Source organism: Parabacteroides sp. AF14-59 (genome assembly GCF_003479515.1).
Taxonomy (GTDB): Bacteria; Bacteroidota; Bacteroidia; order Bacteroidales; family Tannerellaceae; genus Parabacteroides; species Parabacteroides faecis.
Map to the genome: position 1 here is coordinate 16,689 of NZ_QUHH01000027.1, position 17,437 is coordinate 34,125.

Here is a 17,437-nt window from a genome sequence, read left to right on the forward strand (position 1 = left end):
AAGTAAATAGATAGATGTTTTTGTTTATTTCTAGCAAAGTTATAAAAAAGCATTGGCTATACTTGATAAAATCTGGAAAAATATTATTTTTGTTAGCTAACTGATTAATCCAAATTGTATATATGTCGCATTTACCCGATTTAATTTCAGATCTCGCTTTAATTCTCATATCCGCAGGTGTAATCACTTTATTGTTCAAATGGCTGAAACAACCGCTCGTATTGGGGTATATTGTTGCCGGATTGCTGGCCGGACCTTATGTTCATATATTCCCTACTGTTGTCGATGTGGAAAATATCAATCTCTGGGCAGAGATGGGAGTCGTTTTTTTGTTGTTTGCCCTGGGGCTTGAGTTCAGTTTTAAAAAGTTGATGAATGTCGGTTCCACCGCTTTTATCACTGCGATGACGGAGGTGATAACGATGCTGATCGTGGGCTATCTGATCGGACATTTATTGGGATGGTCGACGATGAACTCCATTTTCCTCGGAGGTATGTTGTCGATGTCGTCTACTACCATAATAATAAAGGCTTTCGATGATCTGGGGTTGCGTAACCAACGTTTTACCGGCATCGTGTTCGGTACTTTGGTGGTGGAGGATCTGGTTGCCATCATTATGATGGTACTGCTTTCGACTATGGCTGTAAGCCAGGAGTTTGCCGGAGAAGAGATGATAGGGAGTATCCTGAAAGTTATCTTTTTCCTGATCCTTTGGTTCCTGGTTGGTATTTTCATTATTCCGGCTTTATTGAAAAAGGTCAGGAAATTGATGAATGACGAGACTTTGCTGGTGATCGCGTTGGGATTATGCCTGGGAATGGTTGTGGTAGCGACGAAAACCGGTTTCTCCGCTGCATTGGGGGCGTTCATTATGGGATCGATCCTGGCCGAGACGGTGGAGGCGGAGCGTATCGAGCATATTATCAAGCCTGTTAAAGACTTGTTCGGGGCTATCTTTTTCGTATCGGTGGGGATGCTGGTCGATCCGGCTATCCTGGTTGAATACGCATGGCCTGTGATAATTATCACATTGGTTACGATTGTCGGGAAGGCTTTCTTTTCTTCCTTTGGCGTGTTGCTGTCCGGCCAGCCGCTGAAAACATCCATACAGTCCGGTTTTAGTTTGGCGCAGATAGGTGAGTTTGCTTTTATTATTGCGGCGCTGGGGGTATCGTTGAAGGTGCTGGATGATTTTGTTTATCCGATCATTGTTGCCGTGTCGGTGATCACGACGTTTACGACTCCTTATTTTATTCGTTTGTCCGGACCGTTTGCAGAGTGGTTATACCGGATATTGCCGGATAAAGCGCGTAACTTTATGGACTATTATTCGTCGGGAACAAAAACGATTAACCATGAAAGTCATTGGCGGAAACTGCTGAAGATCTATGTGGGGAAGATACTGATCCATTCGGTGCTGCTGACTGCTATCCTGTTGTTGTCTACCCAGGTCATTTATCCGTTGCTTGTGGAGAAATTTCCGGCTATGGAGATGTGGGGGAATATTATTATGAGCGTGGTAACGCTTGTCCTGATGATTCCTTTCTTGGTCGGGCTGGTGGCAAATAAGAATAACTCGCCTGAGTTATTTATGAGCTTGTGGAATGATAATAAGTATAATCACGGGAAACTGGTGGCCCTTGTCTTGTTCAGGGTGTTTGTCGCTATCTTGTTCGTTTCCATTGTGTTGATCAAATATTATCATGTGCAGTATGGTATCGGTGCGATCATTGCCGTAGGATTTCTGATCCTGATCATCCTTTTCCGTCGGGATCTGAACCAGTACTCCAAGCTGGAAGCCCATTTCCTGACCAATCTGAATCGTCGGGAAGAAGTCGACAGAAAACGGAATCCGTTAAAAGTCAGTTTTAATAATCAGTTGAGCGATAAGGATATCCATCTGGCTGTGGTGCCGGTATCGCCTTGTTCGCCCAGTGTCGGAAAATCACTGGCGGAGCTGTCTTTCAGGAAAGATTACGGGGTGAGTGTCGTAGAGATCATTCGCGGTGATCATAAGATTTATATACCCGGAGGTTCCGAACATATTTATCCGCAGGACAAGGTGGTAGTGGTAGGTACCGATGAGCAGTTGAAAGCTTTCCAGGCAAAGCTCGAAGACCAGCAAAACGGGGCGGATTGCTTCGCCGACCAGCCGAAAGAAATTACAGTCAATTCGTTTATCGTGGATGAAAACTTCCCGTTCCTGGGACAAAGTATCATACAGTCCAATGTCGGACGCCGATATAATTGCCTGATCGTCGGCATCGAACGAAATGGCGGTTCACTGACGACTCCGGATAACGAGACGGTCTTTGAAATGGATGACCTGGTGTGGGTAGTAGGAGATAAGAGCAGGATACAACAGTTGGTAAAAGGGGGGTAGAAGGCATGTTATAAAAAATTAGTTATTACTTAAAAATGGTTACTTCTGACTTTGTTTTACCAAAAATTCTAATTTTGTGCTGTTGAACTGTAAAACATATAGAAAGTATGAAAAAGAGTGTATGCCTGATGTTGATGTTGCTGATCGGTTTAGTTTCCTGCGGAGATGATGATAAACCGTCTATTCCCAAGCTGAATAAGCTGACAAAGATAACATGTAAAAAGAATGGAGTCGACTTTCCTGAATATTCTTTGGATATCACTTATAATCAAGATGGAAATGTGAGTAAAATGACGACATCCAAAGGAACTTTCAACCTGATTTATACGGACAATAAGATCTCGATGATCGATGCTTCGAATGTGCATACGGAGGATTACCAGATAAACGGGAATGTGATAGTGAACAGACAGGAATGGGCTGTCAACGAATATACTCCGAGCGAGGTCTATGTAAAAAATGAATATCGTTATAAATATAACCGGAGTAATCTGACGGAAACCGATTGGGTTATTCAACGTCCCTTGGAAGATGGAGGATACAAGACAGATAAACCTATAGCTCTGGATAACTATACCTGGTCGGGCGGAAATGTTACGGTTTACCAATATCCGCCCCTCTATGAGGTGAATTATACTTACGGCAGCCAGCTTTGTCCTACTAATTTCCCGTTCCGTGCACTAGGTACATTAAAACCGGTTGCACCGGATTTAGTAAATCCTTTGAATTCGTTATACGGGGCGTTTAACCGTAATTTGCCTGAATCAGCCAGCCGTTATCAGTTAGGTGAAAGCAAAAGTAATGCGGAATATACTTTCCGTTACCAGACTGTAGGCGATTATATTACTTCTATGATCATTACTGAAGATATAAAATCGGTAGATGGTTCGGAAGCCGGGCAAAATACCTACGAATATTCTTTTACTTATAATTACGAGACAAACTGATACCCGCATAGTTTTATCTGTCGGTATTGTATAAATATCTCACAAATACCCCTTTTGCAATAAATCTACAAGCTTTTGCGATAATATTAAAAACGAAAAAGGGGAACAAACTGTATTTTTGGGCTAGAATATAAGTACGTCTATGCCATGAATACAAAGTTATTATTGTTGGTTTCAATAATTGCATTTGTTTTTTGTTCCTGTTCTCATAAAACACGATTGAAAAAACAAGTGACCGACCTGTTGCACTCCGAAATTATCCTCCGGGGAAATGAAGCATTGGGGGAGGAGCCTGTCACAATAACTTCATTTGTGGCAGAACGGAGTGCCGGAGGAATTCACGATTTTTATTCCGAAGGCGATTACTGGTGGCCGGATCCGGTCAACCCCGATAGCGCCTATATTCGTCGTGACGGCGAAACAAATCCCGATAATTTTGTAGCTCACCGCCATGCTATGATCCGTTTTAGTACTGTCGTAGGCGACCTGACGTCTGCGTGGATCGTTACGCAGGATAAAAAATATATCGAACAAGCCTTGAAGCATATCCATGCCTGGTTTATCGATCCTGAAACATGTATGAATCCTGACCTTCAGTATGCCCAGGCTATCAAAGGGATCGTGACAGGTCGGGGGATCGGTATTATCGACACGATCCACCTGCTGGAAGTAGTGCGTTCCCTGATCATCATGGAACAGAATGATTTACTGTCCGTAGATGAGGCGGTTGCGACAAAAGACTGGTTTTCGAAATATCTGTTCTGGCTGACCGATCATCCGTACGGAAAAGAGGAGATGGAGGCAAAGAATAATCATGGAACCTGCTGGGTGATGCAGGCTGCCTTGTTTGCCCAATATACAGGAAATACGGACGTGTCGGATTTTTGCAGGGAACGTTTCCGGAATGTTTTGTTACCTAACCAGATGGATACGGACGGTAGTTTTCCTTTGGAACTGAAGCGGACAAAACCATACGGCTATTCTCTTTTTAATCTGGATGCGATGGCGACGGTCTGCCATATCCTTTCGGATGAAAATCATAATTTATGGCAATATACGACGGAAGACGGACGGAATATGCAGAAAGGGGTGGCGTGGATGTTTCCTTACATAAAGGATAAATCCGCATGGCCGTTCGATAAAGATGTGATGTACTGGGATGAATGGCCTGTCGCTCATCCGGCTTTGCTGTTCAGTGCTTACGATACACCAGACGACGCTTATGTGTCTCTTTGGTCGGCATTGGAACATTTTCCCGTTAATGACGAGGTCATAAGGAATTTGCCTGTTCGCCATCCGTTGTTATGGTTGTGAAAATAATGTTTTTACTATATAATCGATTTATTTTATTTGTTGAAAAAATATGAAGCTCAAAACTCCTCTTTTATTGTTATTGGTTGCTTTGACCTCTTGCGGAAATAAGCCTGATCTTGTTCAGGATAATTTCTCTTTTGCTTCGACACAATTGAAGCAGGCTTTTGTTGAAATGGATGCTGTCCGGTCCGCTGAACCCCGCGAAAAGCAAGCCTTACGTGATAAACAGAATCTGGGGCCGTTAGCCAGTCCGCGTAATGTGGAGGCAGACGGTACATTGCATATGGTCATTTCCCGTGACTGGACCAGCGGTTTTTTCCCCGGCGAACTCTGGTACATGTATGAATATACAAAAGATGACTTCTGGAAACAAAAGGCCCGGGAGCAAACGGCTTTGATAGAGCGTGAAAAGATGAACGGAGGAACACATGATATGGGCTTTAAGGTGTATTGCAGTTTCGGGAACGGTTACCGGTTGACCGGAGATGCTGCTTATAAAGATGTTTTGTTGCAGGCTGCCTATACGTTGACTACCCGTTATAAAGAGAATGTGGGGGCGATCCGCTCCTGGGATCATAGCCGTGATAAATGGGATTGCCCGGTCATCATCGACAATATGATGAATCTGGAACTTCTTTTCTGGGCGTTTAAGACGAGTGGCGATTCTTTATTCTATAATGTGGCTGTGAATCATGCCCGTACCACGATGAAGAACCATTACCGTAAAGATTATAGCTCTTATCATGTGGTTGATTATGATACGATCACCGGAGCTGTGCTGCACAAACATACGCATCAGGGATATGCACATGAATCGGCCTGGTCGCGTGGGCAGGCATGGGGACTTTACGGATATACGCTGTGTTACCGTGAAACAGGTTTACCCGAGTTTCTGGAGCAGGCAAAACAGATAGAAAATTTTATCTTTTCCCATCCGAACCTGCCGAAAGACCTGATTCCTTACTGGGATTTCAATGCTCCGGGTATCCCCGCCGAACCCCGGGATGCTTCTGCAGCAACGGTAACGGCTTCTGCTTTATATGAATTGAGTATGTATGATCCTGCAAATGGAAAGGATTATATAATGAAGGCAAATACAATCCTGGAAAATCTTTCCAAAGGGTACCGTACTGCTCCCGGCAAGGACAGAGGTTTTCTGTTATTACATAGTACAGGTTCTAAGATGCATAACGTAGAGGTCGATGTCCCGATCGTATATGCCGATTACTATTACCTGGAAGCACTTCTCAGGAAACAGAAATTAGAAAAAGAAGGAACTGCGATATTATAAAACTATAAAAACAAATAAACATAATGAGAAACATTCTTTACACTTGTCTTTTCCTGTTTTGCTGTTTTTCGATGGCAGGAAAAGTACCCTCTAAACAGAAAATACGATTAACGGAAAACTGGGAATACCTGAAAGGCGACCTGGGAGGGATCTGGGAAGCAGTACGCCCTGCTTCTCCCGGTAATCCTGAAACTGTCCCTGTCTGGCAGAAAGTCACTTTGCCCCATTGTTTCAATGCGGAGGATGCCGTAGATCCCGATGTCAATTATTATCAGGGACCAGGCTGGTACAAAACATTACTGACTATTGATAATCCGTATGCCGACGGTCGTATCGTACTCGATTTTGAAGGTGCCGGGCAGAAAACGAAAGTGTATATCTACACGACGTTGGTCGGTGAACATGTAGGCGGTTACGACGAATGGAGTGTCGACATTACCGAAGCTGTGAACTCCTTTATGGCAGACGATCAGTTAATGAAACGTTTCAAAGGGAAAATTCCCTTATCAGTCCGTTGCGACAACTCACGCGATCTGGAAATGATTCCGTCCGATTTGTCGGACTTCAACTTATACGGCGGTCTTTACCGTTACCTGAACCTGGTTTATCTGCCGAAAGCCTCTTTTGAACTGATCCGTCTCGAACCGGTACTTTCAGCCGACAGGAAAGAGGGAACTGTCAAAGTAAAGGCCTCTTTCTATAACCCGGAAGATATCCGTAAAGCGAATGTCACTGTTGCTATCTATGATGCAGAGCATAAACAAATATATTCTCAGACGGTACAGAACATCCTACCCCTCGGTAATCAGCTCCTTGCGGAAGCCAGGATCAAGAACCCGGCTTTATGGGATGTCGATTCACCGGTTCTTTACACCTGCGAACTGACGATCGATGCCGGTGGACAAACCCTGGCAACTGAAGAGCGTTTCGGCTTCCGCCAGTTCGAATTTAAGGAGAAAGGTCCGTTCTTTCTGAACGGCCGGCGTCTTTTGCTTCGCGGAACACATCGCCATGAAGATCATGCCGGAGTAGCACAGGCTATGACCGAAGAAATGATGCGTACGGAAATGCAGATGATGAAAGACATGGGTGTCAACTTCATCCGCCTCGGACATTATCAGCAGTCGGATATTATCCTCCGGCTTTGCGATGAGCTGGGTATTCTTGTTTGGGAAGAAGAGCCCTGGTGTCGCGGAGGGCTTGGCGGAGAAACCTATAAAGAGCAGGCCCGCCGCATGTTGACGAATATGATCGACCAGCATCATAATCACCCTTCTGTCATTATCTGGGGATTGGGAAATGAAAACGACTGGCCGAATGATTTCAGTACATTCGATAAAGGTGCTATCCGTGCCTTTATGAAGGAACAGCACGATTTGGCACATCGTCTGGACGATACCCGTATGACGGCTATCCGCCGTTGCGAGTTCTGCAGTGATATTGTCGATGTTTATTCGCCTTCTATCTGGGCCGGTTGGTATCGTGGTGTGTTCACTGATTATAAATTGGTCTCTGAGGAAGAAATGAAGAAAGTGAAACATTTCCTGCATGTCGAGTGGGGAGGTGACAGCCATGCCCGCCGCCATTCGGAAAATGTGTTTGCCAACCTGAAAGGTATCGAGTCGGGGAAAGGTGCGGATGAACGTGACGGGGATGCTTCCCTGTATGGAGGTGCCGCCCGTGCATCCAAAGACGGAGACTGGTCTGAAAGCTATATCGTCCGCCTGATCGACTGGCATTTGAAGGAACAGGAGACAATGCCGTGGCTGACCGGTGCTGCCTATTGGCCGTTCAAGGATTTCTCTACGCCTGTACGTCCTGAAAATCCGGTTCCGTATGTGAACCAGAAAGGTGTCGTCGAGCGTGATTTTACTCCGAAAGAGAGTTATTATGTTTTCCAGTCGTATTGGACAACCGAGCCGATGATACATATTTACGGTCATAGCTGGCCTGTACGTTGGGGTAACAAAGGGGATCGTAAGGAAATTCTGGTTTATTCTAACTGTGAAGCGGTGGAATTGTTCGTCAACGGTGTCAGCCAGGGAATAAAGAAACGTGATAGCCAGGATTATCCGGCTGCCGGCTTGCGTTGGAATTGTGTATATGAGGAAGGTAAGAACGAGATACGTGCAGTTGCCGTAAAAGGAAAAACAAAGGTCACGGATGAGATCGTCCAGGAGTACCAGACGGCAAAATGGGGTAAAGAAGCTGTGGCGAGCTTATCTGTCGTTTCCCGTGAAGGCGATACCGTTTTACTGGAAGTACAGCTTCTGGATAAAGAGGGCGTCCGTTGCCTCGATTCAAAGAAATACATTGAATTTGAAATCGCAGGCGATGGCTCGTTGATACAGAATCAGGGGACATCTACCGGTAGCCGGAAGGTACAGGCTTACAATGGTCGGGCATGTATCAAAGTCAATCTGAATAAAGGGAAGAGCATGGTTGCAGTTAAAGCGGAAGGCATACCGACCGCTTTTATGGAATTGATGTAAAGACCTGTTCCCATTAACCAAAACTTTTACTATTTTTGTTTTATCTAATCAGATTCAACTACCATGATAAGGAGATTGTCTTTCATATTATTTCTGGTCCTTTTTGCATCGATATTACATGCAGAAAGGACTAATTATTTGTATTCCTTTAATTCGGATTTGAATGAAGGTATCTCCCAGCTATCCGTCATGGATATCTATCAGGATTCAAAAGGATATTTATGGTTTGCCACGAAGAACGGCCTGAACAGGTTTAACGGAAAGGAGTATGTAATTTATCGCCGGGAAGACGGGAATGAACATAGTTTGTCCGGTAACTCGATCGCTTCGGTCACAGAAGATCAGGAGGGGTATCTTTGGGTGGGAACGAATAACGGGCTGAACCGGATAGATTTGAATACCGACCGGATTAAAAGATATAATTCGGGAGTAGATGGCTTAACCCAGAGTAGTATTACCAAAGTATATTCCGATGCTGCCGGTTACCTTTGGGTAGGTACATGGGGCGGATTATACCGTTTTAACAGGGAGGAAGATCGTTTCGAACGGATTCTTTTGGATAATGGCCTCGAAGAGATCTCTGTTTCGGCTTTATTTGAAGACAGTGCGGGACGATATTGGATCGGAACAAGGGACAAAGGAGTTTATTTGTGTGACAATCAAATGAACATAATCAGTCATTTTACCCGCGAATCTAAAAATATGCCGTTGAATAACAATAATATAACCTCCATATATGAGGATACGCAGAAACAGATATGGATCGGTAGCAAGTATGGGGTGAACAAGATCAATTTACGTGAAAATGAGGTTCTGTCTTTTACGAGTGAGAACAGCAAACTGAGCAATAATACTGTCCGTTGCCTGGTCGAATGGCAGGGGAAACTGCTGGTCGGGACTTTTGACGGTATATTCGCTTTGGATCCTGAATCCGGGCAGATAGTAAAAGTGGCGGGATATGATGATATAAACCATTCTTTAAGTCATTATTCTATCTATGCTTTTTGTGTGGACCATGATCATACGTTGTGGGTCGGGACATTTGCCGGGGGGATCAATTACCTGAATAAGTTTACCAATCGTTTTGTACTTCACCGGCCGGAAGATGAACTGAATATCAGGACGGGGATTTATGGAGCGATAACATATGAATCTCCCTCCAATTTGTGGATAGCCACCGAGGGATACGGATTGTTGAACTATAATTATCAGACGAATACGTCACATTATTATCTGATCGACCCGTCTGCCCATTTTGCCTTTAATACGAATATTATCAAGTCTGTCTTTTATGAGGACGGATATGTGTGGTGCGGGACGACGAAAGGGGAAATCTATAAATTTAATATCAGGACCAAGACGTTTTCTCTTTATCATAAATATCCGGTTGAATATTCTATCTATTCCATTATACGTGACCGTAAAGGAAATTTATGGGTGGGAGGTGCGTCTACGGAGTTTGGCCTGACCTGTTTTGTAAACGATCGATTGGTCACGACTTTTACCAATAATGTAGATGAACCTTTTTATCTATCGAATGTCCGTTGTGTCCTGGAAGAAGAAGACGGTGTGTTGCTGTTAGGCAGTACGGCTGACGGATTACTTCGTTTCGATACCAATAAGAAACAGTTGACGAAATATTCGAATGAAGCGACAGTGGAAAGCTATCGTATTCCTAATAATTATATTTCTGCCATTGTCCGTACAAAGTCAGGCGAAATATGGGTATCGACGTATGGGGGCGGTATCTTCCAGTTTGATAAAACAGAACATGTTAAACGGGTTATGACGGCCAGAGACGGATTGTTGGATAATAATATCTGCTCGTTGGTAGAGAGTAGCGACCGGAAGTTGTGGATGAGTACCGTGAACGGACTGATCATGTTTGATCCCGTAGGAGGTGAGGTCAGGAATTACCACCGTCATAACGGAATAGATATCCGGGAGTTTACTTTGCATAGCGGGATTGCTCTGCCGGATGGGAATCTTTGTTTTGCCGGGAGCAATGGTTTTGTCACTTTCCAGGTGGCTGCGATGGATAAGAATGAGAATATTCCGTCGGTGGTACTGGAACAACTGTCTGTCAATAATCAACCGATCGAAGTGGGGGATGAATCGGGGGTACTGGATAAAGTGCTGGATAGTATGGATACGATCCGCTTACTCTATAATGAAAATAATTTCTCAATAACCTACCAGGCATTGAATTATATCTATTCTACACAAAATCAATATGCCTATAAATTGGAAGGATATGATACCGACTGGAATTATGTGGGAGGACGTAACTCTGCTTTCTATACAAATTTAAGTCCGGGAAAATATGTTTTCCATGTAAAAGGATCTAATAACGATGGTGTCTGGAATGAGCAGGGGCGTTCGCTGACCATTATCGTGCAACCCCCTTTATGGAGGACCTGGTATGCTTATTTGTTTTATATTATTGCATTGGCTGTTATCAGTTATGCGATTCTTCATTATGTAAATATTAAGCGGAACCTGGAAGCCGGTTTGAAACTGAAACAGTTGGAAAAACAGAAGCAGGAGGAGTTCCATGAAGCAAAGATCCGCCTGTTTACGAATTTCTCCCACGAATTGCGTACCCCTTTGATGCTGATCATTACCCCGTTTGAGGTATTGGTCAAACGGGTAGATATTCCGGCAGAATTGCATGACAAACTTTCCATTATATATAAGAATGCCCAGAAACTTCTGCTTCTGGTGAACCAGTTGATGGATCTGCATAAAAATCAGGCCGGTAGTCTGGACCTGAAGGTCAGTGAAGGAGATGTCTGCGAATATATAAAGGAAATATATTATGCCTTTAACCAGATCGCTCTTACGAACGAAGTGAAGTTTTCGTTGAATTGTACGCCTAAGACGATCAATGCCTGGTTCGATAAGTCTTTATTGGAAAAGGTTGTTTTCAATCTTTTATCGAATGCATTCAAATACACGCCGTCCGGTGAATCCGTTACGATGGAAGTCTCGGAGACATCATGGAGCGGACTGGGTACAAAGCAAACAGATGGGTTGTATAAGGATGAAAATGCGAACTATCTGGTATTGCGGGTGAAAGATTCCGGTAAGGGGATAGAAGAAGGGGAAGTCGACAAGATATTTACTCCTTTCTATCAGATTCCGGAAACGTCGGGAATCAATCTGTCCGGGACAGGTATTGGCCTGAGCCTTGTATATACGATCGTACAGCTTCATCGTGGGGTTATCTATGTAGATAATACGGAACGGTCAGGAGCCTGCTTTGTTGTGATTCTCCCGATCTCCCGTTTCGCTTTTTCCGAAGACCAGATTGAAAATATAGAGTTTGATAAGATTTCGGAAGTAACGAATACGGATGATATTTCCGCATCTCTTCCTGCTCCGGAAAAAGTGGAAGGACCGAAATATAAAATCTTACTGGTCGAAGACGACAAAGATGTGCGCAGTTATCTGAAAAAGAGTCTGGAAGCTGAGTATACCGTTATAGAAGCGGCTGACGGTGTAAGAGCATATGAAAAAGTAGTTCAGGACTTTCCCGATCTGGTCCTTAGTGATATTATGATGCCGAAACGGGACGGACTGGAACTTTGCACGCTGATCAAAAACGATATAAGGGTGGGGCATATCCCTGTGATCCTGATGACGGCGCGTTCCATGGTTGTCCATATCAAGGAAGGATTCCAGGCCGGTGCGGACGATTATATTGTAAAGCCGTTCAATATGGATGTGCTGCAAACGCGTATCCGTAGTTTACTGGCTTCGCGGGAACAGTTGAAAAAGCTGTATGGAAAGCGTTTCTCTCCGGAAGTGATGGGAATAGAGGTCAAATCGGCTGACGAACGTTTCTCTCAGAAATTATTTGATGTGATCGAGCAGAATATCTCCAATGATAAACTGGATGTGGAACTGTTATGCACGGAGATCGGTATCAGTCGCGCAAACCTGTACCGCAAACTAAAATCTATTACCGAGCTTTCTCCTATGGAGCTGATCCGTAATAAACGGTTGGAGATGGCTGCGAAACTATTAAAAGAATCGGAAATGAACGTTTCCGAAATAGCCTTACATCTTGGATTTAATAGCCACTCTTATTTTTCAAATTCTTTTAAGGCTTTTTATGGTTGTACTCCGACAGAGTTTGTACAATCGAAAGACAGGCCGGGACAGGAGAACTGATAAATTTGTATCACATTCCTGTTACTTTTGTCTCAAACTATTCATATAGAATAATTTAATACTAAATTGGAAGTATATTTTTCTTTTGTGAAAAAGAGAATATGTTTCTTTGTGTTATTGAATTTGTTGAAATTTTAAGTCTAATTAAATCCATGATTAAATGAAAAAGGAAATTAAGAAGGCCACTTTATCGTTTTGGCGATTATTATTATTAATGGTGGCGTTTAACTCAGGTTTGAGTTTGTTTGCGCAGACACAAACTGTCTCCGGAATTGTTTTGGATGAGTTCGGAGATCCGATGATCGGAGTATCTGTACTAGTGAAAGGAACAACCACAGGGATTATTACAGATGTAGACGGAAACTTTACCGTTCCGGCTAAAAACGGGGATGTATTATTGATCAAATATCTTGGTTATAAGGATCAGGAAATAAAAGTGACAGGTAATACCCGTCTGAAAATTACTCTTCAGGAAGATTCTCAAAGTTTGGATGAAGTTGTTGTTGTTGGTTACGGTACACAGAAAAAAGTGAATCTGACCGGTGCCGTATCTGCTGTAACCGGCGAAGAAATTGCAAAACGTCCGGTAGCTAACACCTCAACAATGTTACAGGGGCAGATGCCGGGTTTGCGTATCACTTCCGACAAAGGCCAGCCGGGTAGCGAGTCTGTTCAGATACGTGTACGTGGACAGGGTACTTATTCCGGTACCGGTTCTGACCCATTAATCCTGATTAATGGAGTCGAGGGAGACCTGGCCTCCCTCGACCCGAACATTATTGAAAGTGTTTCGGTGTTGAAAGATGCCGCTTCGGCTTCTATCTATGGTTCGCGTGCTGCAAACGGTGTAATTTTGATCACGACCAAGAATGGTACAGATGTGAAAGAGCGTGTTTCAATCCGTTATAACGGTAACTTCGCCGTTTACAATCCGACAACTCTGTTGGATCTGGTATGGGATTCTCCGACGTATATGAAGTACTTCAATATGGCGAAAGACAATTCCGGTGCTCCGGCAACAGACCGTTACTCGGATGAAATGATTGCTAATTATACCAATCCGTCCGATCCTACCAAGTATCCGAATTTTAACTGGTTGGATTATATGTTTAATCCTGCCTTTGTACAACAGCATAACCTGAGTATTGCAGGTACGACCGGTAAAACTTCTTATAATGCTTCTTTAAGTATGGTCAACCAGCCTGGAACATTGAAAGGCTCGGAATTTAAGCGTTACAATGCAACGCTCGATCTTACTTCGCAAGTGAATAACTGGGTTAAATTCGGAATGTACTTTACCGGTAGCCGTAGCAATCGCCAGGAAACTCGCCAGGGAGATACGGATGCTTATCTGTCGACAATCTCACAGGCTCCGACCTATATGCCCTGGTTGCCGGATGACGGAACAGGAATCAGACGCTATGCTTCTAAGGCTTTTTCGTTCGAATCTAACAATAAGAATATGGTTGCAATTGTAGAAACGGAAAATTTCAAAACAACTGTCAATACGGATGTCAATGCACAGGCCTGGTTAGAAGTAAATCCGATCAAGGGGTTGACTTGGTATACTAAAGGTGCTATGCGTTACAAACAGCAACATGATAAAGTTTGGGGAGCTCTGCCGACACCTATCTATTATTATCACGATGGAAAGCAGAACGGAACCTTGAATACGGGAGGTACCGGTTTGACAAGTACGATGAATAATAGTTCTTATTATAACTTGTATACTTATTTAAAATATGACTGGGCGACTCCGAATAAGGAACATGATTTCTCTGTAATGGCTGGTTACAACCTGGAATATTATAAACTGGATAAACTGGAAGGCTATCGTCAGAATTATGACTTCCCGTTGCATGAACTGGAGACAGGTATTTCTTCTGTACAGACGAATACCGGTAAATCTGAAGAATGGGGAATTATGTCTGCTTTTTTCCGTGCCAACTATGCATTCAAACAACGTTATCTGTTGGAAGTAAATGCCCGCTATGATGGTTCTTCACGTATCTCTTCCGAATCTCGCTGGGGTATATTCCCTTCATTCTCTCTGGGATGGCGTGTGACTGAAGAAGAATGGATGAAGGATCTGAACTGGGAATGGTTGAACAGTCTGAAACTGCGTGGTTCATGGGGTATCTTGGGTAACCAGAACATCGATCTCTATTCTTATTATGCATCGGTTACGACCGGTAAGGATTATAGTTTTGATAATTCGAATCTGGATGCTGGTGTAGCTCAGACTGCGCTTACTAATCGTAACCTGAAATGGGAATCTACTTCTATCGGCGACTTTGGTGTTGATATTACTGCTTTCAATGGTTTTAATGTAACTTTCGACTGGTATAAGAAAAGAACATACGATATTCTTCGTCAGGCACAGAGTAATTCACTGTTAGGTTTGAAGGCTCCGTATGTGAATGCCGGTGAAATGATAAATAAAGGTATCGAAGTATCCTTGGCCTATAACGGATATATTCAGAATGGTATATTTAAAGGTATGAGTTACAACGCCGGAGTATTCTTCGATCGTACGAGAAACGAACTGACGAAATACGGTGCTGATTATATAGATTCTTCTAAAGGTCTGATCTATAAGGAAGGTCTGCCTTATGAGTCATATTATGGCTATGAAGCAATTGGTATTTTCAGAGATGAAGCAGACGTAGCAAATTCACCTAAACAGTTTAATGACAAAACATTGCCGGGTGATATCAAATATGCGGATATCAGTGGCCCGAATGGAGTACCGGATGGTGTCGTTGATGAAAATGACCGTAAAGTATTAGGTGGACGTTTGCCGGATTTTGAATATTCTGTTAATCTGGGTGCCAGTTGGAAAGGATTCGACCTTTCTTTGATGGGACAGGGTGTACAGGGTGCCAAGCACTATGCCAGTGGTTGGGGATTACGTCCTTTCTACCAGGGTTCTCCTATCTCTCAGGATTATATAGACAATATGTGGACGGAAGATCATAGAGATGCCAAATATCCTCGCCTGTATTTTGCAGATTTAGGAGGTGCCAAGAACCAACGTGAAAGTACTTATTGGTTGTATAATGCTTCTTATTTCCGTTTGAAGAATTTGACATTTGGCTACACATTGCCGAAAGCATTGACGAGTAAAGCGAAGATCGAACGTCTGCGTTTCTATTTCTCCGGTGATAACTTGCTGACAATTACTAAATTCCCGCAGGGAGGCGACCCCGAACGTAACTATAATTCCACAAAAGGTACACGTTTGGTATATTATCCGCAAAACCGTATCATTTCATTTGGTGTAAATCTTGAATTTTAATTTAATCGTAAAATAGTTATGAAAATGAATAAACTATCATATATATCACTATTGGCTGCCGGTATGATGACAATATCTTCCTGTTCTGATATTCTGGATACACCTCCGACAACCACTCCGTCAGAAACTATCTTCTGGCAATCCAAGTCTGATTTTGATTCTGCCTTGACTGGTTGTTATCAGGCCATGCAGGAAAATACATTGTCACATCGGTCGATTGTTTTTGACTGTCTGACAGATAATGCTTACGGGAGTTCCGGTTCTTCTTATGTATATTTATCTTATATGATTCAGGCAGACAACATCGATCCGTCGATGACCGGTTTTATACCTGACCTTTACAAAGAAGCTTATTCTGCAATTGCCCGTATGAATATTTTTCTTTATCAGTTGAAAAATTACGAAGGAGCAGATATGAGCAGTATACGTAATCAGTATGAAGGTGAAGTTCTATTTCTTCGTTCTTACTGTTATTATCTGCTTTATTTGTGTTATGGGGAAGTTCCTTATCCAACTGAACCGTTAAATCTTACGACTCAAAACATGCCGAAAGAATCATTGGATACAGTTTATAAAAACCTGATCACTGATTTGCAGGCTGCTATTGACAAAATGGACGATAAAACATTTAAGGGAGCCGGAGGACATGCAACCAAAGGTGCTGCCCAGGGGTTAAAGGCACGTTTACTGATGTTTCATGCGTATGGTGAAGACGGTAAAATGGCTAACCGTGACGAGGTACAGGAAGCATATAATTTGTTGAATGAAATCAAAGGATATTCATTGACAGAACGTTATGCCGATAATTTTACTTATGATACTCAGGAAGCCAGTACTGAAATTGTTTTCTCTATCAAATATCTGGCTCCCAATAATTATACTGATTTTGACCGTATATATGGCGATTATGCGGCAGTTCGCCCGGTGGCTAATCTAACAAATGATTATGAGGAAGGTGATAATCGTTTAGGACAGATTGTTGCTTTTGATGATAAATATCAATGGCCTGGAGGCGAATTACTGTCATTACCCAAGAGTGATCTGAAGAAAGCAATGGTAAAATATTTGACACCGTTAATGAAAGAAGGCGATTCGTGGGGGGCAAGTTTCCGTAGTGAAACGGATTTCGTCTATCTGCGTTGGGGTGAACTTCTGCTATTGAAAGCTGAAGCTGCTAATGAATTAGGTCTCGGTGGTGTAGCCGAAATGGTCAATCAAGTACGCACACGTGCCGGTTTGGCCGATTTGCCGACAAATCTTACCCAAGATCAGCTACGTGAGAAAATACGTCATGAACGTCGCGTGGAAACTCCGTTTGAGGTAATTCGCTATTATGATATGAAACGTTGGAAAATCATGGATAAATTGAATGGACTGGAACTTGACCCGGCATTGACAGGACATGTAACAGCTTGGTCGAAGGCACACGAATATTTTCCGTTACCACAAGATCAGATCGACTTCTCCAACGGAGTGTTGATCCAGAATCCGAACTATTAATCGTTCGCTAATAATTTAAGTATGGGTGAGGAGCC

The 17,437-nt window shown here is 43.1% G+C and carries 8 protein-coding genes; all 8 read left to right on the top strand.

Translation table 11 applies throughout. The annotated features are described in order from the left end of the window. The first annotated feature begins 122 nt into the window (after positions 1-122). Positions 123-2,384 carry a cation:proton antiporter gene (locus DWW23_RS21810; RefSeq protein WP_122356158.1) on the top strand — a complete coding sequence of 754 codons (2,262 nt, stop codon included), beginning with the start codon at positions 123-125 and terminating at the stop codon, positions 2,382-2,384. A 107-nt stretch (positions 2,385-2,491) separates the two neighbouring features. Continuing rightward, positions 2,492-3,331, top strand: coding sequence for a DUF5032 domain-containing protein (locus DWW23_RS21815; protein ID WP_122356160.1), 840 nt, complete (start codon positions 2,492-2,494; stop codon positions 3,329-3,331). Positions 3,332-3,478: 147 nt separating this feature from the next. After that, the gene (locus tag DWW23_RS21820) at positions 3,479-4,645 is read left to right on the top strand and encodes an alginate lyase family protein (RefSeq protein ID WP_122356162.1); all 1,167 of its coding nucleotides are present in this window, start codon (positions 3,479-3,481) and stop codon (positions 4,643-4,645) included. A 49-nt stretch (positions 4,646-4,694) separates the two neighbouring features. Beyond that, positions 4,695-5,936: a glycoside hydrolase family 88 protein gene (locus DWW23_RS21825; RefSeq protein ID WP_122356164.1), complete on the top strand. Its 1,242-nt coding sequence runs from the start codon at positions 4,695-4,697 to the stop codon at positions 5,934-5,936. 23 nt (positions 5,937-5,959) lie between these two features. After that, positions 5,960-8,428, top strand: coding sequence for a glycoside hydrolase family 2 TIM barrel-domain containing protein (locus DWW23_RS21830; RefSeq protein ID WP_122356166.1), 2,469 nt, complete (start codon positions 5,960-5,962; stop codon positions 8,426-8,428). A 63-nt stretch (positions 8,429-8,491) separates the two neighbouring features. Then, positions 8,492-12,604, top strand: coding sequence for a hybrid sensor histidine kinase/response regulator transcription factor (locus DWW23_RS21835; protein WP_122356168.1), 4,113 nt, complete (start codon positions 8,492-8,494; stop codon positions 12,602-12,604). 160 nt (positions 12,605-12,764) lie between these two features. After that, positions 12,765-15,902 (top strand): TonB-dependent receptor, encoded by a 3,138-nt coding sequence (locus DWW23_RS21840; protein WP_122356170.1) that lies wholly within the window; start codon positions 12,765-12,767, stop codon positions 15,900-15,902. A gap of 24 nt (positions 15,903-15,926) precedes the next feature. Beyond that, positions 15,927-17,402 carry a RagB/SusD family nutrient uptake outer membrane protein gene (locus DWW23_RS21845; protein WP_122356252.1) on the top strand — a complete coding sequence of 492 codons (1,476 nt, stop codon included), beginning with the start codon at positions 15,927-15,929 and terminating at the stop codon, positions 17,400-17,402. Positions 17,403-17,437: the final 35 nt, after the last annotated feature.